Origin of the sequence: Pseudomonas sp. Q1, assembly GCF_009935975.1 — a bacterium.
GTDB classification, from domain to species: Bacteria; Pseudomonadota; Gammaproteobacteria; order Pseudomonadales; family Pseudomonadaceae; genus Aquipseudomonas; species Aquipseudomonas palleroniana.
This window is the reverse complement of the sequence record NZ_QODI01000001.1, coordinates 373928-396554: the sequence shown is the minus strand read 5'-3', so window position 1 is coordinate 396554 and position 22627 is coordinate 373928. Positions and strand designations below refer to the sequence as shown.

Here is a 22627-nt window from a genome sequence, read left to right as displayed (position 1 = left end):
CCCAGCAGAATGCTCGGACATTCTGCTGGAGATGGCCGGTGAAAGCCCTCGACGAACTGACCTTCGACAACCGTTTCGCACGCCTGGGCGACGCGTTCTCAACCCACGTACTGCCTGAACCCCTCGACGAACCGCGCCTGGTCGTAGCCAGCGACGCCGCCATGGCCCTGCTCGACCTTGACCCCGCCGTGGCCGACACACCGGTGTTCGCCGAGCTGTTTGGCGGCCACAAGCTGTGGGCCGAGGCGCAACCACGGGCGATGGTCTATTCCGGGCATCAGTTCGGCGGCTATACCCCGCAACTGGGTGACGGCCGTGGGCTGTTACTGGGCGAGGTGTACAACGACGCGGGCGAGCACTGGGACCTGCACCTCAAGGGAGCCGGCATGACGCCTTACTCACGGATGGGTGATGGGCGCGCCGTGTTGCGCTCATCGATCCGCGAGTTCCTGGCCTCTGAAGCCCTGCATGCGTTGGGCATCCCCAGCAGCCGCGCCTTATGCGTGATCGGCTCCAGCACACCGGTATGGCGTGAAAAACAGGAGCGTGGCGCGATGGTGCTGCGCCTGGCGCCCAGCCATATCCGCTTCGGGCATTTCGAGTATTTCTACTACACCCAGAAGCCCGAGCAGCAGGCGCAGTTGGCCGAACATGTGCTGAACCTGCATTACCCCGAGTGCCGGGAACAGCCCGAACCGTACCTGGCAATGTTCCGCGAAATCGTCGAGCGCAACGCCGAGATGATCGCCAAATGGCAGGCTTACGGCTTCTGCCATGGGGTGATGAACACCGACAACATGTCGATCCTGGGCATCACCTTCGACTTCGGGCCGTTTGCGTTTCTCGATGATTTCGACGCGCACTTCATCTGCAACCACTCCGATCATGAAGGGCGTTACTCATTCAGCAACCAGGTGCCGATCGGGCAGTGGAACCTCAGCGCATTGGCCCAGGCGCTCACCCCGTTTATCAGCGTCGACGCGTTGAAAGAAGCCCTTGGCCTGTACCTGCCGCTGTATCAGGCGCATTACCTGGACCTGATGCGTCGCCGGCTGGGGCTGACCACCGCCGAAGATGATGACCAGAAATTGGTCGAACGCCTGCTGAAGCTAATGCAGAACAGTGGCGTGGACTACACGCTGTTCTTCCGCCGCCTGGGGGATGAGCCGGCGGCGCTGGCAGTGGCACGTCTGCGCGATGATTTTGTCGACCTGGCCGGGTTTGACGCCTGGGCCGAGCTGTACAAGGCTCGTGTTGAACGCGATGGCGACGGCAGCGAAGAACAGCGCCGTGCGCGGATGCACGCGGTGAACCCGCTGTACATCTTGCGCAACTACCTTGCGCAAAACGCTATTGCCGCCGCCGAGTCCGGGGATTACAGCGAAGTGCGGCGGCTGCATGAGGTGCTTTCCAAGCCGTTCGAGGCGCAAGCGGGAATGGAGCAATACGCGCAGCGGCCACCGGATTGGGGTAAGCATCTGGAGATCAGTTGTTCGTCTTGAAGCCCTTAGATAAAGGTCTCCACTGAAACGCCAAAACGCTCAGCCAGCCAACGAATTTGCCGCACGTTGAGCTGGCGCTTTCCGCTCAGTATCTCAGAAACCACGGACTGGGCGCCGACGCCCGGCAAGTCGCTCTGGGTAAGGTTATGCTCGCGCATCATGTATCGCAGAACATCGACGCCACTGGCGACGGGCATTGGGCGATGCTTTTGATCGTAGGCTTCGATCCAGTCGCTGAGAATGTCCACCAAGCTCATCAGAGGGCTGTCTTCAACCTCACCGATCAGGCTCAATAACTCGTCCAAACCGCACACCAGCGCATCATAGTCCGCCTCGCTTTCTGGTTTGCGCAGCACCGGCGAAACGAACTGCCAGTGTTCAGCCGCTACTCGCATGAGTGCGCTCATCTGATTTTTTCCTTCCATTTATCTTTCTCATAATCGCGGTGATCAAGCAGATGCTTGATGTAAACGCGCTGCACCTGATACGCCACGCAAGCAATCAGCCTCAGCTTGTTACCCCCGATATCAAACACGTGAAACTCTCCGACCTTGTCAGTGGCGGGGAACATGGTTTTCATCGACGCAAAGTCTTTGGGGGAGTTGCGCTTGATTACGCGATACCACTGATCCAACGCCATCGCTGAGCGCGGCCACTTTTCCTTGGCTTCCCAGATCCTTTTTTCACTGATGACTCGCATGCAACATCCTTATCGCATCTTGCTATGAAGGCTAAGCTCGAATTGCGACTATCGCAATTTGCTATAGCCACAAACAGACCAACGGCTCAGAACAAAACCGGCTTTAGCAGCCTAGGCAGCCGAACTCAGATCGACACAGGCAAAACTGTGAGCGGATAAGTCTCCTCTTCCAACCTTGATAACCCCCAGACTTGGCTCCAAATACACTCCACTGGCCACACCCAAGGAGCGCATCCATGTCCGAACCTCTCGTCATTCCCTGCCCACATTGCAACGGCCTCAACCGCATCCCCGGCGAACGCCTGGGTGATGCACCCAAATGCGGGCGCTGCAAGCAACCGGTTTTGTTGAACAAGCCTTTCGAGCTGAAGCAAGGCGACTACGCCAGCCAGATCAAGGGGGATTTACCGTTACTGGTGGATGTATGGGCCGACTGGTGCGGGCCGTGCAAGTCGTTTGCACCGGTGTTTGAACAGGCGGCAGGGCAACTGCAGGGAAAGTGCCGGCTGGCCAAGCTGGACAGCGAAGCCAACCAGCAATTGTCGGCGCAGTTGGGGATTCGCTCGATCCCGAGTTTGATCCTGTTCAAGAACGGCCGTGAAGTGGCGCGTCAGAGTGGGGCGTTTCCATTGCCGCAGTTGATGAATTGGCTGCACAGCCAGGGCATCTGATCAACCTCAAGAACAACGCAGACCAAATGTGGGAGGGGGCTTGCTCCCGATAGCGGGCTATCAGCAGCCCCTGTGCTGGCTGACCCACCGCCATCGGGAGCAAGCCCCCTCCCACATTTGACCGCGTTTTACCTAGAGATTTAAGGCGGTGAGGTTATTGCCCGTCCAGGCGTATAAACCAGGGGATCTGCCCCCTCCCACATGAGTTTTGTGTTGCGCCTCAGGTCACGCGTTTTCCAGCAGGTTATGTAACTCCACAAACTGCTGGGTCAGCTTATGTCGTGGGTCCAAGTGGATCAGCGGCTTGCTCTCCTGGTGCGACTCGCGCATGCGCACGGAACTGGCCAGGTACACCGGCAACACCGGCAAGCCTTCGGCGATCAACTCGTCGAGCATTTGCTGCGGCAGGCTCGCCCGGGCCTGGAACTGGTTGACCACAATGCCTTCCACTTCAAGGCCTTCGTTATGGTCTTCCTTCAACTCTTCGATTTCCGCCAGCAGGCCATAAAGTGCCTGGCGCGAGAAGCTGTCGCAATCGAACGGGATCAACACACGATCAGCAGCAATCAGCGCCGAAACCGCATAAAAATTCAAGGCCGGCGGGGTATCCAGGTAGATCCGATCGTAATCTTCACCCAGCTCATCCAGCAGTTTTCGCAGCTTGTTGATCTTGTGCTTGGCCTCAAGCTTGGGCTGCAAATCCGCCAATTCTGCGGTGGCGGTGACCACATGGAGGTTGTCGAACGGGGTTTCGTAGATATCCACCTGGTTTTTCTTGGAGAACGGCCCAGAAGACAGGGTTTGCTTGAAAAAATCGGCGATACCCATGGGGATATCGTCGCCGGTCAGCCCGGTGAGGTACTGGGTTGAGTTGGCTTGTGCATCGAGGTCCACCAACAGGGTTCGATAGCCTTCGCTGGCGCTGACCGCCGCCAGGTTGCAGGCAATGCTGGACTTGCCCACACCGCCTTTCTGATTGAACACCACGCGCCGCATGGAAAAACCTCCGTGTATCAATGAATGTCCCGAGTGTAGAGGGCAAAAGCGCCTGTTAGCTACCTCGTTCATCCGTTCAGCCATGCATGACACGCCGATACCAGGACCTCGCATACAAATGAAAGGGACGCGTCCGACGCCCCAACGAGCACCGCGTAAAGGACAATCGGCAAATCTCCACGACTGATTTGTAATCGACGTGCACAAATTTTTACCAAAATTTGCTAGAACCCCACGCCACCGGGATAATGCGCGCCATTCGGCCGTTGCTCCCTGTCCCGGTATTCGGGGCCAACAGCCGCACATGGAAGCCCGCAGGGGCGGGATAACGTCTCAGTGATCAACTTCAACATCGCCCAATGGCGCGCATGGGCTCCTGGCCTCGAGAGCGCGGATGCCTGGCGCACATGGTGCCTGGCCCCGGTGTTGCTGCCTGCCAGCGAAGCCTCCCCCGACGTGTCATTCCTCCCGGCCATGCAGCGCCGGCGCCTGAGCCGCTTGGCGCGCATGGCGTTCAGCGTGGGTTGGCCGCTGGCCGAGGGCCTGCAGGACCTGCCCTTGGTCTTTATCTCCCGCCACGGCGAAACCCCGCGCACCCTCGATATCCTCAGCGACCTGGCCAACGACCAGCCGTTGTCGCCCACCCAGTTCAGCCTGTCGGTGCATAACGCGGTGATTGGCCTGTGGTCGATCCTGCGCAATGAAACCAGCGAAATGACCGCCCTCGCCGCCGCCGGCGATGGCCTGGAGCATGGCCTGCTGGAAGCCGCCGCACTGCTCGACGAAGGGGCGCCGGCCGTGCTGCTGGTGATCACCGAAGAACAGCCGCCCGAAGCCTACGCCAGCTGGATCCACGACGTACCCTTCCCCTACGCTCTGGGCCTGTTGCTGACGCCGGGCGACGAGTGGCAGCTGGAACTCACCACCGGCACTGTCCAACCCAGCACCGCCCAACCGTGGCCCCACGCCCTGAACCTGCTGCGCACCCTGCTGAACGGACAGGACGCCTGCCAACATGCCTGGAAGAACCGTGTATGGAACTGGCAACGCAAGCCCTGACCCGCAAACCGCGGGACGCGTACTACTGGCGCCTGTTCGCCACCGCCGCCAGCTTCGCGCTGTTCGGCCTCGGCGGGCTGTGCCTGCGGTTGCTGGTATTTCCGTTGCTCAGTTGTCTGCCGGGCAGCGCCGACACACATCAGCGCCGTGCGCGCCTGACCATCAGCAGGTTGTTCTGGCTGTTTATCCGCCTGATGCAACGCGCCGGCGTGCTGACCTACAGCGTCGAAGGTGCTGAAAACCTCGGCCGCCCGGGCCAGATGATCATCGCCAACCATCCGTCGCTGATCGACGTGGTGTTCCTGATCGGCCTGGTGCGCCAGGCCAACTGCGTAGTCAAGCAGAGCCTGTGGCAAAACCCCTTCACCCGTGGGCCTGTGCGTGAAGCCGGCTATATCAGCAATGATGGCAGCGCCGAAATGCTCGATGCCGCTGCCGCTGCCCTGCGCGAAGGCCAGACCCTGATCATCTTTCCCGAAGGCACCCGCACCCCACCCGGCGCGACACCCGCCTTTCATCGCGGCGGCGCCGCCATTGCACTGCGCGGTGCGACAATCATTACCCCCGTGGTGATCAAGGTCAGCCCGACCACCCTGACCAAGGCCGAACCCTGGTACCGCATCCCCAAATGCCGCGTGCACTTCAGTTTGCGGGTGGGTGCCGATATAGAACCACAAGCGTTTGCCGCTCTTGGGCCTGCGCCCCAGGCTTCACGCAAGCTCAACGATTACCTGCACCACTATTTCATTAAGGAGCTCGCCGAAGATGAGCGACCAACAACGCCTTGAGCACGACATAAAAACGTTGATCATCGAGGCCCTGGGCCTGGAAGACATCAGCGCCGACGACATCGGCAGCGAACAAACCCTGTTCGGCGAAGGCCTGGGCCTGGACTCGGTCGACGCCCTGGAATTGGGCCTGGCGATCCAGAAAAAGTACGGTATCAAGATCGACGCCGACGCCAAGGACACCCGCAATCACTTCACCAACGTGGCCAGCCTTGCGGCGTTCGTCACAGCCAGACAGGCAGCTTGAGACCGTACCATGCAAACTCGTGACGATATTTTCAACACCCTGCGCGATGCCTTGGTGGAACTGTTTGAACTGCCCGCGGAACGCATCACCCTCGAGGCCAACCTGTATCAGGACCTGGAAATCGACAGCATCGATGCCGTGGACCTGATCGACCATATCAAACGCCAGACCGGCAAGAAGATCGCCGCCGAAGAGTTCAAGGCGGTGCGTACCGTGAACGACGTGGTAGAGGCGGTGTACCGTCTGGTCACGCCTGCCGCATGAGCCGGTTGATCGGCCTTGGCCTGTTGCTGGCAGGGCTGCTGTACCCCTTTGCGGTGTATTACGGCACCGAGCACTTTGCGCCATGGCAGTTCGGCCTGTTGCTGGGTAGCCTGTGGCTGTTGCGTGCACTCACTGCGGCTCGGCGCCCCGGCAGTCGCTGGATGGCCGTGACGGTGATTGTGTTCTGCCTGTTGCTGGCCTGGTTCGACAACCCGCAGTGGCTGCGCTGGTACCCTAGCCTGGTCAGCGCATTCATGCTGGCGCTGTTCGGCCTGAGCCTGAAGTATGGCCCGCCGGTGGTCGAGCGCCTGGCGCGCATGACCGAGCCGCAGTTGCCGCCCAAAGCGGTGGTCTATACGCGCCAGGTCACCGTGGTCTGGAGCGTGTTTTTTCTGTGTAATGGCCTGCTGGCCGCCGCCCTCACGCTGTGGGCGCCGCTGAGCTGGTGGACGTTGTACAACGGCTTGATCGCCTACGGGCTGATGGGGCTGTTGTTTGCCGTGGAATGGCTGGTACGACAAAGGGTTCGAGGCCGCGTATGAAAGGTTTGAAACTTGAGCACTTGCTGCTTGAGCCGCTGGAACAGCGCTGGGTGACCAGCGAGCCGCTGATGAATCATGCCCAGCTGTGGGCACACGCCCTGAGCCTCGCGGCGGGCCTGCAAGCGCGTGGCATCCAGCGTCTGGCTGTACATCTGGAAGACGCAGGCTTACTGGCGATTGCCCTGCTGGGCGCCTGGCGTGCCGGGGTCAGTGTGCTGCTGCCTGCCGACCTGCAACCCCAGACCCGCCAACGCTGGGACGACTCAGTGGATGCCTGGCTGGTTGAGCCGACTGATCTGGATGCGTTGTACCAGGCCCCATTGAGCCCCGCCGCGCTCGACCTGGATACCTGCCGACTGAGCCTGTGCACCTCCGGCTCCAGCGGTGAGCCCAAGCGTATCGACAAAACCCTGCGTCAGTTGGCCAACGAAGTCGAGGCTCTGGAAGCCCTATGGGGCGCGGACCTCAAAGACGCCTGCATCATCGGCAGTGTCGCCACCCAACACATCTACGGCCTGCTGTTCCGTGTGCTATGGCCGCTGTATGCCGGGCGCCGCTTCGTGCGCCAGCAACTGGCCTTTCCCGAAGACCTGCAGCGCGCCAGCCGCGAACACCCGCAATTTGCCTGGGTGGCCAGCCCGGCGCTGCTCAAGCGCATGGGCGACAACCTCGACTGGCCCGCGTTGCGCCAGGTATCACGGGTGTTTTCGTCCGGCGGCGCCTTGCCCATCGAGGCGGCCGGCGAGCTTTACGATCGCCTGCAGCAATGGCCGACGGAAATCCTCGGCAGTTCGGAAACCGGTGGCATCGCCTGGCGCCAAGGCGCACAGCCGTGGGAACCCTTTGCCGATGTGCAACTGAGCCAGGATGCCGAGGGCGCCCTGCGCATTGCTTCGCCCTATCTGCCGGCCGGTCATATCGAACAGACCGCCGACGCGGCGCGGATCCACGCCGATGGCCGCTTTGAATTGCTCGGCCGCCTGGACCGCATCGTCAAGCTGGAAGAAAAACGCATCTCCCTGCCCATGCTGGAACAGGCACTGATGACCCACCCGTGGGTTGCCGAAACCCGCCTGGGCGTGGTGCAGGAAAACCGCGCATCCCTCGGCGCGCTGGTGGTGCTCAGTGCCGACGGCCTGCACGCCCTGCGCAACCAGGGACGTCGCACGCTGACCCAAACCCTGCGCCAGCACCTGAGCCAACATTGCGAGGCGCTGGCCCTGCCCCGCCGTTGGCGCTTGCTGCGCCAGTTGCCGCTGAACGCCCAGGGCAAGCTGCCCCAGGCCGATGTCACGGCCCTGTTGCTCGCCCCACGGCCAAAAGCGCCGCACGTGTTGGAGCAAGTCGAAACCGATGGCGAATGGACCCTGCAACTGAGCGTCCCACCGGACCTGGCCTATTTCAGCGGCCACTTCCCCGCGACGCCGGTACTGCCGGGCGTGGTGCAGGTGGAATGGGCGTTCAACCTGGGCCAACAGCTGATGGACCTGCCCACGACGTTCGCCGGCATGGAAGTGCTCAAGTTCCAGCAACTGGTGCGCCCCGGTGACCAGATCGAGCTGCACCTGCGCTTCGACCCGGAACGCGGCAAACTGTATTTCGCCTACCGCAACGGCGTTGCCGCTTGCTCCAGCGGGCGCATCCAGCTGGTCACCGCCCATGCATAAGCCGTGCGCCCTGATCCCGGTCTACAACCATGAAGCCGCCGTGCCGGCCGTGGTCCACAGCCTGCTGGACAGTGGCCTGGCGTGCCTGTTGGTGGATGACGGCAGCAGCCCGGCCTGCGCGGCCGTATTGGCGCAACTGGCGACGCTGGAGTCGGTCACCCTGCTGACCTTGCCGAGCAACCAGGGCAAAGGCGGCGCGGTCATGGCCGGTTTTCGCGAGGCTGCACGCCTGGGCTTCAGCCACGCCCTGCAGGTGGATGCCGACGGCCAGCACGACCTGCGTGAAGTCGAGGCCTTCCTTGACGCGTCGCGCGCCCACCCAACGGCCGTGATCTGTGGCTATCCCGAATACGATGAAAGCGTGCCCAAGGGCCGCCTGTACGCACGCTACCTGACTCACGTCTGGGTGTGGATCAACACCCTGTCGCTGCAGATTCGCGACTCGATGTGTGGCTTTCGCGTGTACCCGCTGGCACCCACATTGGCCCTGATGGACTCGGCCTACATCGGCACGCGCATGGATTTCGACTCGGACATCCTGGTGCGCCTGGCCTGGCGCAACCAGCCGATGCGCTGGCTGCCGACCCAGGTGCATTACCCCGCCGACGGCCTGTCGCACTTCCGCCTGTTCCGCGACAACGTGCGTATCTCGGCCATGCATACCCGGCTGTTCTTCGGCATGTTGGTACGGGCACCGATCATCCTGTGGCGGCGGTGGCAGGCATGAACGACAGCCACAAACATTGGGCCGACCGCGAGGAGCGCGGCAGTTTCTGGTTGATGAAACTCACCGCTGTCGCCGCCAGGGTCCTGGGCCGTCGCCTGTTGAGCCCCCTGCTGTACGGCATCGTGTTGTACTTCTTCCTCTTCGGCCGCACGGCCCGCCAGAGTGCCTGGGAGTACCAGCAGCGCCTGGCGTACTGGAGCGGCCGCAACGAATTGCAACCCACCCATAAAAGCGTGTTCGGTCAGTTCATGGCCTTCGCCGACGCCTTGCTCGACAAGCTCGATGTGTGGAACGGCAAGCTGCGCATCGAACAGATCGAAATCGACGACCCGGCACAATTGCGTGGGCAACTGCGCGGCGAGCGCGGGCAGATGCTGGTGGGCGCACACTTGGGCAACCTTGAAGTGTGCCGCGCCCTGGCGGAGATCGGCGAGCAAGTCACCATGAACGTGCTGGTGCACACCAAGCATGCCGAGCGTTTCAACCGCCTGCTGGGTGAAGCCGGGGCGACCCATTTGCGTCTGATCCAGGTCAGCGAACTGGACCCGGCCACCATGCTGTTGCTCAGCCAGCGCCTGGACGAGGGCGAGTGGCTGGCGATTGCCGGCGACCGCGTGCCGCTGCACGGTGGGCGCAAGGTGCGGGTGGATTTCCTCGGCCAGGATGCCGCCTTCCCCCAAGGTCCGTGGTTGTTGGCCGGCCTGCTCAAATGCCCGGTCAACCTGCTGATGTGCCTCAAGCACGACGGCCGCTATCGCCTGACCATCGAGCCCTTCACCCAATTGATCGAATGGAAGCGCAGCACCCGCGAGCAGGTGATTGCCCAGTGGACTGCGCGCTACGCCGCACGCCTGGGCGAGTTCTGCCTGCAAGCGCCCCGACAATGGTTCAACTTTTACCCTTTCTGGAAGACCGATGACGACGCATCTTGAGCCGGTAACCTTTGGCGAACGCGCTCTGCGCATTGAAGACGTGCGAGCCCTGGCCAACCGCCAGGCGCCCACGCAGTTGCAGAACGACGCCGCGTATCGCCAGCGTATCGCCAAGGGCGCGCAGTTCCTCGACTCGCTGCTGGACAAGGAAGGCGTGATCTACGGCGTGACCACCGGCTACGGCGACTCGTGCGTGGTGGCGGTGCCGCTGCAACATGTCGAGGCGCTGCCCCGTCACCTGTATACCTTTCATGGCTGCGGGCTGGGCAAGCTGCTCGACGCCCAGGCCACCCGCGCAGTATTGGCTGCGCGGTTGCAGTCGCTGTGCCATGGGGTGTCCGGCGTGCGCGTCGAACTGCTGGAGCGCCTGCAGGCCTTTCTCGAACACGACGTACTGCCGCTGATCCCGGAGGAAGGCTCGGTGGGTGCCAGCGGCGATCTGACCCCGCTGTCTTATGTGGCGGCGACCTTGTCCGGCGAACGTGAGGTGATGTTCCTTGGCGAGCGCCGCCAGGCTGCCGACGTACACCGCGAACTGGGTTGGAACCCGCTGGTATTGCGCCCCAAGGAAGCCCTGGCGCTGATGAACGGCACCGCCGTAATGACCGGCCTGGCCTGCCTGGCCTTCGCCCGCGCCGACTACCTGCTGCAATTGGCCACACGCATTACCGCGCTGAACGTGGTGGCGCTGCAAGGCAACCCGGAGCACTTCGACGAGCGCCTGTTCGCCGCTAAACCGCACCCGGGGCAGATGCAAGTGGCCGCCTGGCTGCGCAAGGATCTGGCAATCGATGCGCCGACCGCGCCGCTGCACCGCCTGCAAGACCGCTATTCGCTGCGTTGTGCACCCCACGTACTCGGCGTACTGGCCGACAGCCTGAGCTGGCTGCGCGCGTTTATCGAGACCGAGCTGAACAGCGCCAACGACAACCCGATCATCGACGCGCAAGAAGAACGTGTACTGCACGGTGGGCACTTCTACGGCGGGCATATCGCCTTTGCCATGGACAGCCTCAAGACCCTGGTGGCCAATGTCGCCGACCTGCTCGACCGCCAGCTCGCACTGCTGGTGGACGTGCGCTACAACCATGGCCTGCCGAGCAACCTGTCCGGCGCGCCGGCCGACCGCGCCATGCTCAACCACGGCTTCAAGGCCGTGCAGATCGGCACCAGCGCCTGGACCGCCGAAGCGCTGAAAAACACCATGCCGGCCAGCGTGTTCTCGCGCTCCACCGAGTGCCATAACCAGGACAAAGTGAGCATGGGTACCATCGCCGCCCGCGACGCGATCCGCGTGCTGGAGCTGACCGAACAAGTCGCTGCCGCGACCTTGCTCGCCGCCAACCAGGGCGTATGGCTGCGCGCCCAGGCCGAGGAGGCACGGCCGCTGCCGCCGGCCCTGGCCGCCATGCACGAGGAACTGGGCAAAGACTTCCCGCCGGTCATCGAGGATCGAGCGCTGGAAGGCGAGTTGCGCCTGTGCCTCAAACGTATCGCCGAGCAACACTGGAGGCTGCATGCGTAGCCAGGGCGTGTTGCATTGCGACACTGAAATCCTCGTACCGTTTTTCGACATCGACACCATGCACGTGGTCTGGCACGGGCATTACGTGAAGTACCTGGAAGTGGCGCGTTGTGCGCTGCTGGACAAGCTCGGGCACAACTACACCCAGATGCAGGCATCGGGCTACGCCTGGCCGGTGATCGATATGCAACTGCGCTACGTGCGCGGCGCCACCTTTGGCCAGACCCTCAATGTGCGCGCCAGCCTGGTGGAATGGGAGAACCGCTTGAAGGTCAACTACCTGATTACCGACCTGGCCAGCGGCGAGCGCATGACCCGCGCCAGCACCGTGCAAGTGGCCGTGGAAATCGCCAGCCGCGAGATGCAGCTGGCCTCGCCCAAAGTCTTCACAGACGCCATCGAGAGGGCCCTGCAATGAGATCCCCTGTAGGAGCCGGCTTGCCGGCGAAAATCGTCAACGTGAATACGGGCTGCCTGACACTGCGCCGCGCCCTCAGGTTTTTCGCGAGCAAGCTCGCTCCTACAGGGGTTGGGTTGCTGCTAAGCCTGAGTGCTCATGCTTTTGACCTGCAGCAGCTAAGCGAGCAGTTGGCAAAACCATCGGTGATCCACGGCAGCTTCACCCAGGAAAAACACCTGCGCGCCCTGCCCCAGCCGCTGATCAGCAAAGGCACCTTCGTGCTGGCCAAAGACCACGGCCTGCTGTGGCTGCTCAAAACCCCGTTGCAACAGGACTACCGCATCAGCGCCCAAGGCATTGCCCGCCGTGACGCCGGTGGCTGGCAACTGCTGCCGAACAAGAGCGCCGGGGCCGAGCAGAACCGGTTGTTCCTTGCGGTGCTCCAGGGCGACAGCAGCGGCTTGCAGCGCGACTTTGAACTGCAACTGCAAGGCGAAGCCAAGCAGTGGAAGCTGACGCTGGTTCCACGCTCGTTGTTGCTCAAGCAAGTGTTCACCCAGATCAACATTGACGGCGGCGAGCTGGTGCAGACCATCCAGTTGCTCGAAACCCAGGGTGACAGCACCGTGCTGCGCATGCAGGACAGCACTGCAAGCCTGCCCCTGACTGACGCGGAGCAACACGACTTTGCCCAGTGAGCGCCTGCTGCCGCGCCTGTTCCTGATCCTGCTGGTGGCCGTGCTGGCCGTGGCCGGCTGGCAGTGGCGCCACGGTGCGCCGCTGTCGGCCAACCTGATGGAACTGGTGCCGGGCAACACGCCGGATGCCCTGGAACTGCAAGCCGAGCAGCGCATGCAGGAACCGTTGAACCGCGAGATGCTGGTGCTGGTGGGGCATACCGACCGCCAGCAAGCGGTGAGCGTAGCGCAGCAACTGGGCGAACGCTGGCAGGCCAGCGGCTTGTTTGAAAAGGTGCAATGGAACCTGCAAGCCGACTTGCCGGCACTGCGCGAACAGCTGCTGCGCGGGCGGCTGGCGATGCTCTCGGCCAAGGATCGCGAGCAACTGATCGACCATCCCGACGCGTTTATCCAGCAGCGCGTGCAGACCTTGTTCGACCCCTTCAGCGGGTTCAGCCTGGTGCCGAGCCAAGACGATTGGCTGGGCCTGACCGGGCGCATCCAGAGCAGCCAGCCGCAACATGGCTCGGTGCAACTGGATATCGGCAGCGGCGCGCTGATCGCCGATGCCGACGGCAAAAGCTGGGTGTTGCTGCGTGCGCGCACCACCGGCAATGCCTTCGATATGAAACTACCGCTGCAAGTGGCGGATCTGCTCAAGGCCAGCCGCCTACAGGCAGGCGAACACGGCGCACAACTGCTCGCCGCCAGCGGTCTGCTTTACGCGGCCAATGGGCAGCAGCAAGCCACACGGGAGATCACCTGGGTCGGCGGCGGCGCCACCTTGGGCATCCTGTTGTTGCTGTTGTTGGCATTCCGCCGCTGGCGCGTACTGCTGGCGTTTGTCCCGGTGCTGGCAGGCATGCTGTTTGGCGCGGTGGCCTGTGTCGCGCTGTTCGGCCACATACATGTGATAACCCTGGTGCTCGGCTCCAGCCTGATCGGCGTGGCCGTGGATTACCCGCTGCACTACCTGTCGAAAAGCTGGAGCATGCGCCCGTGGCGCAGTTGGCCGGCGTTACGCATCACCCTGCCCGGGCTGAGCCTGAGCCTGGCCACCAGTTGCATCGGTTACCTGGCGCTGGCCTGGACGCCCTTTCCCGCCTTGACACAAATCGCCGTGTTTTCCGCCGCCGGGCTGGTGGGGGCGTATCTGTCGGCCGTGTGCCTGCTGCCGGCGCTGCTCAAGAACGTGGAACTGCGCCCCGCGCAGTGGCCGCTGCGTATTGCCGAGGTGTTGTGGCAAGCGCGTACAGCGCTGCTCAAACGCGTACCGAGCCCGGTGTTGCTGGTACTGCTGTTGCTGTTTTGCGCCGGCGGCCTGTGGCACCTGAGCAGCAAGAACGATATCCGCCAGTGGATCGGCGCACCGCCGCAATTGCTGCAGGAAGCCCAGGCCGTGGCGCGCATCACCGGTTTTCAGCCAACCAGCCAGTTCTTCCTGGTGCGGGCAGAGAACCAGCAGCAGTTGCTGGAGCGCCAGGCCGCATTGGGCCAGCGCCTGGATCAACTGGTAAACATGAATAAGCTTCAGGGCTACCTGGCGCTCAACCAACTGGTCAATCTGCCCGCCGAACAGCAAAAACTGCGCGAGGGGCTGAACAACCTGGCGCAGCATTGGCAACCGCTGCTGGACCTCGGCATCCCGGCGAGCGCCCTGCAGGCCGAAGTCACGCAGTTGCAGGCGTTGCCTACCGAAGACATCGATGCGGCGCTCAAAGGCCCGCTGGCGGAACCCTGGCGCACCCTGTGGCTGGGCCCGGTGGACGGTGGCGTCGCGGCGATGGTCAGCCTGCAAGGCTTGAACAACCCGGCGTTGCTGCGCGTACAAGCACAGGACTTGCCTGGCGTGCAGTTGGTCGATCGCTTGGGCGACCTGAACCGGGTGTTCGCCGACACGCAGGTCAGCGCCGCCGAATTGAAACTGATGTCCTGCGTGCTGATCGTGTTGCTGCTGATCCTGCCGTTCGGTTTCGGCGGTGCCTTGCGCATTGTCGCCCTGCCGTTGCTGGCGGCCCTGTGCAGCCTGGCCAGCCTCGGTTGGCTGGGCCAGCCGCTGACCCTGTTCAGCCTGTTCGGCCTGCTGCTGGTCACGGCCATCAGCGTCGACTACGCCATCCTGATGCGCGAGCAGATCGGCGGCGCGGCCGTGAGTCTTCTGGGGACGCTGCTGGCCGCGCTGACGACGTGGTTGTCGTTCGGCCTGCTGGCGGTGTCCAGTACACCGGCCGTGAGCAATTTCGGCCTGTCGGTCAGCCTGGGCCTGGCGTTCAGCTTTATGCTGGCGCCCTGGGCCGGGCAACACAAACATGCCTTATGAATACCGTTATCGCCAAAGTGGCAAGGAGCCCTCGTGCCAATAGTTGAAATGGAACGTCGCCAGGTGGTCGTGATCGGCGCCGGACCATCCGGGGCTATCGCCGCCGCGCTGTTAAAGCGCAACGGGCATGACGTATTGATCATCGAGCGCCAGCATTTCCCACGGTTCTCGATTGGCGAAAGCCTGCTGTCCCACTGCATCGACTTTATCGAAGAAGCCGGCATGCTCGACGCCGTGCAAGCAGCGGGCTTCCAGGTGAAAACCGGTGCGGCGTTCGCCTGGGGCGAGCGCTACAGCGCGTTTGATTTCGGCGACACCTTCAGCGACGGCAAGCCGACCACCTTCCAGGTGCAGCGCGGCGAGTTCGACAAGTTGCTGGCCGATCAGGCGGCACTGCAAGGCGTGGACATTCGCTACGGCGAAACCGTCGCGGGTGTGGACTTGAGTGGCGAGTGCCGCTACCTGCATATCCGCCGGGAGAACGGCAGCGAGTACCACATCAAGGCCAGATTCGTGCTGGATGCCAGTGGTTATGGCCGCGTGTTGCCGCGCCTGCTGGAACTGGAAGCCCCTTCGAACTTTCCCTTGCGCCAGGCGGTATTCACTCACGTCGAGGACCGCATCACGCACCCAGGTTTCGACCGCAGCAAAATCCTCGTGACCACCCACCCGACGAAGCGCGATATCTGGTTCTGGACCATCCCCTTCAGCAACGGGCGTTGTTCAGTGGGCGTAGTGGCGGCCAAACAACACTTTGACGGCCGCGACAGCGATCTCGACGCGTGCCTGCGGGGCTTCATCGATGAAACCCCGAGCCTGCGCGGCGTACTGCAAAACGCCGTCTGGGACACGCCGGCACGGACCATCGGCGGTTACTCGGCCAACGTCACAACCCTGCACGGGCCGGGCTTTGCGCTGTTGGGCAATGCGGCGGAGTTCCTCGACCCGGTATTCTCCTCCGGCGTGACCATTGCCATGCGTTCGGCGAGCATGGCGGCGGATGTGCTGCATCGCCAATTGAAGGGCGAAACCGTCGACTGGCAAACCGAGTTTGCCGAGCCGCTCAAGCGCGGTGTCGATACCTTCCGTTGCTACGTCGAAGGCTGGTATGCCGGAACGTTCCAGGACGTGATCTTTCACCCGGGCAGCTCACCGGAGATCCGTCGGATGATCAGCTCGATCCTCGCCGGTTATGCCTGGGATGAACGTAACCCGTTTGTCAGCGAACCCAAGCGGCGCCTGCGGATGTTGTCGGAAATTTGTGCGAGTGAAACGGTATGACTACCCAGTACCTGAGTAAGAACTACGTCGAAGAAACCCGGTTCGGTTTCTGGTTCCTGCGCAGCCACACCTGGCAACACCATGTGTTGCGCGTGGCGATCAATGACCTGCGCAGCTTGTTCAGCGAACCGTTGCCGGTGGCGCCGGTATTGCTGGACGCCGGTTGCGGCCAGGGCAAGTCGTTTCGCTATTTGCAGCAGGTCTTTGCGCCCGAGCGCCTGATCGGCCTGGATGCCGACCCTCACAGCCTGGCGCTGAGCCAGGCCGAAGCCGCCCGCCAAGGCCTGGCGGTGGAGTTGATCGGCAGCGACTGCGCGACCCTGCAGGTGCCGGACGAAAGCGTCGACATCCTGTTCTGCCACCAGACCTTTCATCATCTGGTCGAACAGCATCGCGCACTCAAAGAGTTCTACCGAGTGCTCAAGCCCGGTGGTTACTTGCTGTTTGCCGAGTCGACCGAAGCCTACATCGATACCTGGGTGATCCGCTGGCTGTTCCGTCACCCGATGCACGTGCAGAAGAGCGCCGAAGAGTACCTGCAGATGCTCCGCGAACAGGGCTTTGAATTTGGCCCGCAGAACGTCTCATACCCCTATCTGTGGTGGAGCCGTGCCAGCGATTTCGGCCTGCTCGAACGCTGGGGCCTGCGCAATCCGCCGCCGGTGGGCCAACGTGAGGAAACGCTGGTCAACTGCGTAGCGCGTAAACCTCTGGCGAGTGCCACCCTATGATCCGCCTGTTGCTGATCGGCTGCCTGTTGCTGCTGAGCGCCTGCGCCAGCCAGCCGCCGCTGCCGGCGAAAAATCCGGCGTTGAGCTTGCCGATGCAACTGCATGTACAGCGCCGCACGGGCGGCCAGACCCAGGACTGGTTGCTGGTCATCCAGCGTGAAGGCAGCGCGATTCGCTGGTCGATGATGGACCCGCTGGGCATTCCCCAGGCCCGCCAAAAACTGGTCGATGGCCAGTGGCAGGCCGATGGTTTGCTGCCGCCCAACCCTCAGGCGCGGGAGCTGTTCGCTGCGCTGCTGTTTGCCCTGACGTCGGCCGATGACGTGCCTGCGCTGTACCCGAGCGCCCAGGCGAGGGACCTGACGCGTACGCTGCCGGGGCACTGGCAAATCGTGTATCAGTCTTCCGAGGTGTTCAGTGTGAACATGAATGGGCAGCCGTTGAGCTATCGCATCACGCCGCTTGGGGTGGGCCGATGACGGCCTATCTGAATGCGCTCGGCGTGATCTGCGCGCTGGGGCGCGGCCAAGCCGAAGTCAGCCGCAGCCTGTTTGCCGGCGACTGCTCGGGCATGCGTGCCGAGAGCGGCTGGGTGCCGGATCGCGTGCTGCCGGTAGGCGGCGTGCGGGGTGAGCTGGCAGACATTCCCGCAGCGCTGGGCGCACAAAATAGCCGTAACAACCAACTGTTGCTGGAAGCGGCGCTGCAGATTGAAGACGAGATTCGTCAGGCGATCCACACTCACGGTGCAGCACGCGTGGGTGTCGTGTTGGGCACCAGCACGTCGGGCATCGATGAAGCCAGCCGCGGTATCGCCCATTACCTGCGCAATCAGCAATTCCCCGGCGACTATGACTACCAGCAGCAGGAGCTCAGCGCGCCGGCGAATTTCCTCGCCGACTGGCTGCACTTGAGCGGCCCGGCCTATGTGATTTCCACAGCGTGCACGTCCAGTGCCCGTGCGCTGGTCAGTGCCCAGCGCCTGCTGGACCTGGGCGTATGCGATGCGGTGATCTGCGGCGGCGTAGACAGTCTGTGCAAGTTGACGCTTAACGGCTTCACCGCGCTGGAAGCGGTGTCGAGCGAACGTTGCAATCCATTTTCGGTAAACCGTAACGGCATCAACATCGGCGAAGCGGCGGTGCTGTTCCTGATGAGTCGCCAGCCTGCGCCCATCGCGTTGATCGGCAGCGGCGCCAGCTGTGATGCCCACCACATTTCCGCCCCCGAACCCTCCGGCAAAGGTGCGTTGCACGCCATGCGCAAGGCCCTGGCCAGTGCGAAACTGGCGCCGGAACAGATCGGCTACCTGAACCTGCACGGCACCGCCACTCTGCACAATGACGCCATGGAGAGCCTGGCCGTGGCCAGCCTGTTCCCCCAGGGTGTGGCCTGCTCGTCGACCAAACCCATGAGCGGCCATACCCTCGGCGCAGCCGGTGCATTGGAAGCGGCCTTCTGCTGGCTGAGCCTGGCTCACGGTGCAGTGCCGCCGCATGTGTGGGATGGCCAGGCCGACCCGGCATTGCCGGCCTTGCAATGGGCCGCAGCGGGCGACACTTTGAAAAAACGCTGCCTGATGAGCAACTCGTTTGCCTTCGGCGGCAATAACATCAGCCTGATAATCGCAGAGGCCCCATGATCGATTGGCCACTCGCCGAACTGCTGCCCCATGCGGGCGACATGATCCTGATCGACCAGGTGCTGTCGTTCGATGAGGAGCAGGTCCACACCCGTGTCACCGTCAAACCCGGCGGTTTGTTCAGCCGTCCGGACGGCAGCCTGCCGGCCTGGGTCGGCATCGAGCTGATGGCGCAGAGCGTCGCCGCCTATGCCGGTTGCCGAGCGCGCCAGAAAGGCGAAGCCGTGGAACTGGGCTTCCTGTTGGGCACACGCAAGTTCGAGTGCAACGTGGAACACTTCCCCGCAGGCGCCGAGCTGCGCATCCACGGCCTGCGTTCCCTGGAAGACGATAACGGCATGGGGGTGTTCGAATGCCACCTGACCGGCGACGGTATCCAGGCCAGCGCCCGCTTGAACGTATTTCGACCGCCCCAGGCGGCCAACTATTTAGATGAATCTAAGGACGAAACGCCATGACTGAATCCGTACTGGTCACCGGCTCCAGCCGTGGCATCGGCCGCGCCATTGCCTTGCGCCTGGCCCAGGCCGGGCATGACATCGTGCTGCATTGCCGCAGCGGCCGTGCCGAAGCCGATGCGGTGCAGGTCGAAATCCAGGCCCTGGGGCGCCGGGCGCGGGTGCTGCAGTTCGATGTGGCGGACCGCGCGCGCTGCAAGCAAATCCTGGAGGCGGACGTGGAGCAGCATGGCGCCTATTACGGCGTGGTACTCAACGCCGGCCTGACCCGCGACGGTGCGTTCCCAGCCTTGTCCGAAGACGATTGGGACGTGGTGATGCGCACCAACCTCGATGGTTTCTACAACGTATTGCATCCGGTGATGATGCCGATGATCCGCCGTCGTGCGGCCGGGCGTATCGTGTGCATCACCTCGGTATCGGGGCTGATCGGCAACCGTGGCCAGGTCAACTACAGCGCCTCGAAAGCCGGCCTGATCGGCGCAGCCAAGGCACTGGCCATCGAGCTGGGCAAACGCAAGATCACCGTCAACTGTGTGGCTCCCGGCCTGATCGACACCGCGATGCTCGATGAAAACGTGCCGGTTGAAGAGCTGATGAAGATGATCCCGGCGCAGCGCATGGGCACCCCGGAAGAAGTCGCCGGCGCGGTGAATTTCCTGATGTCGGCCGAAGCCGGCTACATCACTCGCCAGGTGCTGGCGGTGAACGGAGGCCTGTGCTGATGAAGCGTGTCGTCGTCACCGGCATGGCCGGCATGACCTCCCTGGGCAGCGATTGGTCCACTATCTCGGCCAACTTCCGCGCCAACCGCAGCGGCATCCGGCGCATGGATGAGTGGGACCGCTTCAGCGAATTGAATACACGCCTGGCCGGGCCGATTGATGATTTCGTCGTGCCCGCCCACTGGACGCGCAAACAACTGCGCAGCATGGGTCGCGTCTCGCGCCTGGCGGTGTGGGCCGCCGAGCAGGCGTTGAAAGACGCCGGTCTGCTGTGCGACGAGTCGATCAAGGACGGGCGCATGGGCGTGGCCTGCGGCTCGTCCACCGGCAGCACCGATGAGATCAAGGCGTTTGGCAATATGCTGCTCAATTCGGTGGCCGAGGGGCTGAATGCCAACTCCTATGTGCGCATGATGCCCCACACCACCGCGGCGAATATCAGTATCTTCTTTGGTCTCACCGGGCGGTTGATCCCCACGTCCAGCGCCTGCACCAGCGGCAGTCAGGGCATTGGGTATGCCTATGAAGCGATCAAGTTCGGCCGTCTGCCGATGATGCTTGCCGGCGGCGCCGAAGAACTGTGCCCCACCGAAGCCATGGTATTCGACGCGCTCTATGCCACCAGCCTGAAAAACGATGCACCGCAAACCAGCCCAAGGCCTTATGACAGTGGCCGCGACGGCCTGGTGATCGGTGAGGGCAGCGGCATGCTGGTGCTGGAAGAATTGGAACACGCCCTGGCGCGAGGAGCGCACATCCACGCCGAGATCGTCGGGTTCGGCAGCAATGCCGACGGCCAGCACACGACCCGCCCCGAACAGAAAACCATGCGCCGCGCCATGGAGCTGGCCCTGGAAGATGCCGGGCTCACCCCGGATGCCATCGGCTACGTCAACGGCCACGGCACTGCCACCGACCAAGGCGACATTGCCGAGACCCTGGCCACCAGCAGCCTGTTCGGCAGCCGCATGCCCATCAGTTCGCAAAAAAGCTTCCTGGGCCACACCCTGGGCGCCTGCGGTGCGTTGGAGTCGTGGTTCAGCATCGAGATGATGAATCGCGACCAGTACGTACATACCTTCAACCTGGACGTCGTCGACCCGCAATGCGGCGAGCTGGATTACCTGCAAGGTGGTCTGCGTGAGATGCACCACGACTACGTGATGAACAACAACTTTGCCTTTGGCGGCGTCAACACATCGCTGATTTTCCGCCGCTGGTCCTGACTTTTTAATCGATTGGAGAAAACGGAATGTCCTCCCTGCTACGCGCCACCCTGATCACCCTGGCCCTGCTGAGCACTGCCGGTTGCACCAGTAAACCGGTACTCAACACCCAGCACGATTTGGTAGCCGGCCCCCAGGTCAGTGAAGAGCAAGTCAAACAGGTCATCGTCAACGCCCTGCAAAAGCGCGAATGGACAGTGCAGCGCCTGAGCCCGCAGTTGGTGCAGGCCGAGATCACCGTGCGCAACCAGTTCTACGCACAAATCGACATCCGCTACACCCGCAACAGCTACGCCATCACCTACCGCGACAGCCGCGACCTGGGCTACAAGGACGGCAAGATCCATCGCAACTACAACCGTTGGGTGAGCATGCTGGATCGCGACATTCTGGCGGGGTTGCGGGGTGCGGGGCTGCAATAAACTCTGATTCATTGATCATTCCCACGCTCCGCGTGGGAATACCGCCTGGGACGCTCCGCGTACCGCTGTTGGCGCAAGACTCCAGTCCTGTGCCAGGGTGACGCGGAGCGTCACGGGATGCGTCCCCACGCAGAGCGTGGGGACGATCATTGCACGGGCTGGCGCGTCAACAACTCCACAAACGCTTTCGCCATCGGGCTCTGCGCGCCTTTGCGCTGCACCAGCCATACCGCCGTCACCGCCTCTTGATCCAGCAAGGTGCGATACACCACGCCATCAATGCGGATGCGCTGGTAAGAGGCCGGCAGCACCGACACGCCGAGCCCCGCCGCTACCAGGCCGATGATGGTCATCGCCTCCCCCGCCTCCTGGGCGAAGTGCGGGCTGAAACCGGCGTCACGCGCCAGATTGAGCAGTTGAGCGTAGAGACCGCTGCCGTAGGTCCGCGGGAAAAACACAAATGGCTCCTGCGCCAACTGTGCCAGGTGCAAGCCGCGCTCACTGCCGTCCACCAGGGGATGCCCGGCATTCAGCACGGCCACCAGCGGCTCGCGCATCAATTCAATGACCCCCCAGCGAGTCGGGCAACGGCAGCGGGCGCATCAACCCCACCTGGATCGACTCATCCACCAGCGACTCGGCCACTTCGGTGCTGCTCATTTCCTGCAAATTCAGATGCACCGCCGGGAACGCCTGGCGAAACGCAAAGATCGCCTGGGGAATGCTGGAGTTGAACGGCGCCGATGAGGTAAAGCCGATCTTCAGTTCGCCCAGCTCACCTGATTGCGCGCGCCGCGCTACATCGGCGGCTTTGTCGACCTGAGCCAGTACCAGCCGCGCCTCTTGCAGGAACAACCGTCCGGCCTCGCTCAACTCAACCCGACGATTGGTGCGCTCGAACAAACGCGCCCCCACTTCCCGTTCCAGCGCCTGGATCTGCTGGCTCAGCGGCGGCTGCGAGATGCCCAGTACCTGTGCGGCGCGGCCAAAATGCAGTTCTTCGGCGACGGCAATGAAGTAGCGCAAATGACGTAATTCCATGCAAGCCTCATTAGGTCGTAAAAGCTCTCAAACAGGTCGAACAATATATTGGAAAGAATCATTAGCCAGCTATATTCTTTT

Annotated in this window: 25 protein-coding genes and 1 pseudogene; 22 read left to right on the top strand and 4 right to left on the bottom strand. The window is 62.7% G+C overall.

What is annotated here, in order from left to right; translation table 11 throughout:
* Positions 1-38 precede the first annotated feature (38 nt).
* Positions 39-1502: a protein adenylyltransferase SelO gene (selO, locus tag DK870_RS01700; RefSeq protein ID WP_104995329.1), complete on the top strand. Its 1464-nt coding sequence runs from the start codon at positions 39-41 to the stop codon at positions 1500-1502.
* 5 nt (positions 1503-1507) lie between these two features.
* On the opposite strand, the gene DK870_RS01695 is transcribed toward selO, so the two are convergent.
* Together DK870_RS01695 and DK870_RS01690 are read right to left on the bottom strand one after the other, a co-directional pair.
* The gene (locus DK870_RS01695; protein ID WP_060755172.1) at positions 1508-1909 is read right to left on the bottom strand and encodes a type II toxin-antitoxin system HigA family antitoxin; all 402 of its coding nucleotides are present in this window, start codon (positions 1907-1909) and stop codon (positions 1508-1510) included.
* The gene (locus tag DK870_RS01690; protein ID WP_060755173.1) at positions 1906-2202 is read right to left on the bottom strand and encodes a type II toxin-antitoxin system HigB family toxin; all 297 of its coding nucleotides are present in this window, start codon (positions 2200-2202) and stop codon (positions 1906-1908) included. The genes DK870_RS01695 and DK870_RS01690 overlap by 4 nt, the downstream gene beginning before the upstream one ends.
* A gap of 236 nt (positions 2203-2438) precedes the next feature.
* Between DK870_RS01690 and trxC the strand changes: the two genes are divergently transcribed.
* Positions 2439-2873 carry a thioredoxin TrxC gene (gene trxC, locus DK870_RS01685; protein ID WP_104995327.1) on the top strand — a complete coding sequence of 145 codons (435 nt, stop codon included), beginning with the start codon at positions 2439-2441 and terminating at the stop codon, positions 2871-2873.
* 225 nt (positions 2874-3098) lie between these two features.
* Here trxC and DK870_RS01680 read toward each other — a convergent pair whose 3' ends face one another.
* Positions 3099-3869 carry a ParA family protein gene (locus DK870_RS01680; RefSeq protein WP_060755175.1) on the bottom strand — a complete coding sequence of 257 codons (771 nt, stop codon included), beginning with the start codon at positions 3867-3869 and terminating at the stop codon, positions 3099-3101.
* 336 nt (positions 3870-4205) lie between these two features.
* Between DK870_RS01680 and DK870_RS01675 the strand changes: the two genes are divergently transcribed.
* From DK870_RS01675 to DK870_RS01580, 20 genes are read left to right on the top strand one after another with little or no spacing between them, the layout of a single operon-like run.
* The gene (locus DK870_RS01675) at positions 4206-4928 is read left to right on the top strand and encodes a beta-ketoacyl synthase chain length factor (RefSeq protein ID WP_090367241.1); all 723 of its coding nucleotides are present in this window, start codon (positions 4206-4208) and stop codon (positions 4926-4928) included.
* Positions 4904-5716 carry a 1-acyl-sn-glycerol-3-phosphate acyltransferase gene (locus DK870_RS01670; RefSeq protein ID WP_060755177.1) on the top strand — a complete coding sequence of 271 codons (813 nt, stop codon included), beginning with the start codon at positions 4904-4906 and terminating at the stop codon, positions 5714-5716. The genes DK870_RS01675 and DK870_RS01670 overlap by 25 nt, the downstream gene beginning before the upstream one ends.
* Positions 5694-5963: a phosphopantetheine-binding protein gene (locus DK870_RS01665; RefSeq protein ID WP_060755178.1), complete on the top strand. Its 270-nt coding sequence runs from the start codon at positions 5694-5696 to the stop codon at positions 5961-5963. The genes DK870_RS01670 and DK870_RS01665 overlap by 23 nt, the downstream gene beginning before the upstream one ends.
* Positions 5964-5972: 9 nt before the next feature.
* Positions 5973-6227 (top strand): acyl carrier protein, encoded by a 255-nt coding sequence (locus tag DK870_RS01660; protein WP_060755179.1) that lies wholly within the window; start codon positions 5973-5975, stop codon positions 6225-6227.
* On the top strand, positions 6224-6769 hold the full coding sequence (locus DK870_RS01655; protein ID WP_090367243.1) for a hypothetical protein: 546 nt from the start codon (positions 6224-6226) through the stop codon (positions 6767-6769). The genes DK870_RS01660 and DK870_RS01655 overlap by 4 nt, the downstream gene beginning before the upstream one ends.
* Positions 6766-8436, top strand: a complete 1671-nt coding sequence (locus DK870_RS01650) for an acyl-CoA synthetase family protein (protein ID WP_161547733.1) — start codon at positions 6766-6768, stop codon at positions 8434-8436. The genes DK870_RS01655 and DK870_RS01650 overlap by 4 nt, the downstream gene beginning before the upstream one ends.
* Positions 8429-9163 (top strand): glycosyltransferase family 2 protein, encoded by a 735-nt coding sequence (locus DK870_RS01645; RefSeq protein WP_090367247.1) that lies wholly within the window; start codon positions 8429-8431, stop codon positions 9161-9163. The genes DK870_RS01650 and DK870_RS01645 overlap by 8 nt, the downstream gene beginning before the upstream one ends.
* Positions 9160-10095, top strand: coding sequence for a glycosyl transferase (locus DK870_RS01640; RefSeq protein ID WP_060755214.1), 936 nt, complete (start codon positions 9160-9162; stop codon positions 10093-10095). The genes DK870_RS01645 and DK870_RS01640 overlap by 4 nt, the downstream gene beginning before the upstream one ends.
* Positions 10079-11620 carry a histidine ammonia-lyase gene (gene hutH / locus DK870_RS01635; protein ID WP_161547732.1) on the top strand — a complete coding sequence of 514 codons (1542 nt, stop codon included), beginning with the start codon at positions 10079-10081 and terminating at the stop codon, positions 11618-11620. The genes DK870_RS01640 and hutH overlap by 17 nt, the downstream gene beginning before the upstream one ends.
* Positions 11613-12038 (top strand): thioesterase family protein, encoded by a 426-nt coding sequence (locus DK870_RS01630; RefSeq protein WP_161547731.1) that lies wholly within the window; start codon positions 11613-11615, stop codon positions 12036-12038. Before hutH ends, DK870_RS01630 begins: the two co-directional genes overlap by 8 nt.
* Positions 12035-12718 (top strand): outer membrane lipoprotein carrier protein LolA, encoded by a 684-nt coding sequence (locus tag DK870_RS01625; protein WP_161547730.1) that lies wholly within the window; start codon positions 12035-12037, stop codon positions 12716-12718. The genes DK870_RS01630 and DK870_RS01625 overlap by 4 nt, the downstream gene beginning before the upstream one ends.
* Complete coding sequence (locus tag DK870_RS01620) at positions 12708-15020, top strand: MMPL family transporter (protein ID WP_161547729.1); 2313 nt, start codon at positions 12708-12710, stop codon at positions 15018-15020. Before DK870_RS01625 ends, DK870_RS01620 begins: the two co-directional genes overlap by 11 nt.
* A gap of 33 nt (positions 15021-15053) precedes the next feature.
* Positions 15054-16301 (top strand): tryptophan 7-halogenase, encoded by a 1248-nt coding sequence (locus DK870_RS01615; protein WP_161547728.1) that lies wholly within the window; start codon positions 15054-15056, stop codon positions 16299-16301.
* Positions 16298-17032 carry a class I SAM-dependent methyltransferase gene (locus DK870_RS01610; protein ID WP_090367255.1) on the top strand — a complete coding sequence of 245 codons (735 nt, stop codon included), beginning with the start codon at positions 16298-16300 and terminating at the stop codon, positions 17030-17032. Before DK870_RS01615 ends, DK870_RS01610 begins: the two co-directional genes overlap by 4 nt.
* A complete protein-coding gene (locus DK870_RS01605) occupies positions 17029-17511 on the top strand; it encodes a hypothetical protein (RefSeq protein ID WP_161547727.1) in 483 nt (160 codons plus the stop codon). Before DK870_RS01610 ends, DK870_RS01605 begins: the two co-directional genes overlap by 4 nt.
* A complete protein-coding gene (locus DK870_RS01600; RefSeq protein ID WP_161547726.1) occupies positions 17508-18674 on the top strand; it encodes a beta-ketoacyl-[acyl-carrier-protein] synthase family protein in 1167 nt (388 codons plus the stop codon). The genes DK870_RS01605 and DK870_RS01600 overlap by 4 nt, the downstream gene beginning before the upstream one ends.
* Positions 18671-19132, top strand: coding sequence for a hotdog family protein (locus DK870_RS01595; RefSeq protein WP_060755191.1), 462 nt, complete (start codon positions 18671-18673; stop codon positions 19130-19132). Before DK870_RS01600 ends, DK870_RS01595 begins: the two co-directional genes overlap by 4 nt.
* Complete coding sequence (gene fabG, locus DK870_RS01590) at positions 19129-19857, top strand: 3-oxoacyl-ACP reductase FabG (protein WP_161547725.1); 729 nt, start codon at positions 19129-19131, stop codon at positions 19855-19857. Before DK870_RS01595 ends, fabG begins: the two co-directional genes overlap by 4 nt.
* Positions 19857-21083 carry a beta-ketoacyl-ACP synthase gene (locus DK870_RS01585; protein ID WP_161547724.1) on the top strand — a complete coding sequence of 409 codons (1227 nt, stop codon included), beginning with the start codon at positions 19857-19859 and terminating at the stop codon, positions 21081-21083. The genes fabG and DK870_RS01585 overlap by 1 nt, the downstream gene beginning before the upstream one ends.
* Before the next feature lie 26 nt (positions 21084-21109).
* Positions 21110-21505 (top strand): hypothetical protein, encoded by a 396-nt coding sequence (locus DK870_RS01580; RefSeq protein ID WP_090367264.1) that lies wholly within the window; start codon positions 21110-21112, stop codon positions 21503-21505.
* Between the two features lie 146 nt (positions 21506-21651).
* Here the strand turns inward: DK870_RS01580 and DK870_RS01575 are convergent.
* Positions 21652-22546 (bottom strand): annotated as a pseudogene (locus DK870_RS01575) (LysR substrate-binding domain-containing protein).
* Between the last annotated feature and the right edge of the window lie 81 nt (positions 22547-22627).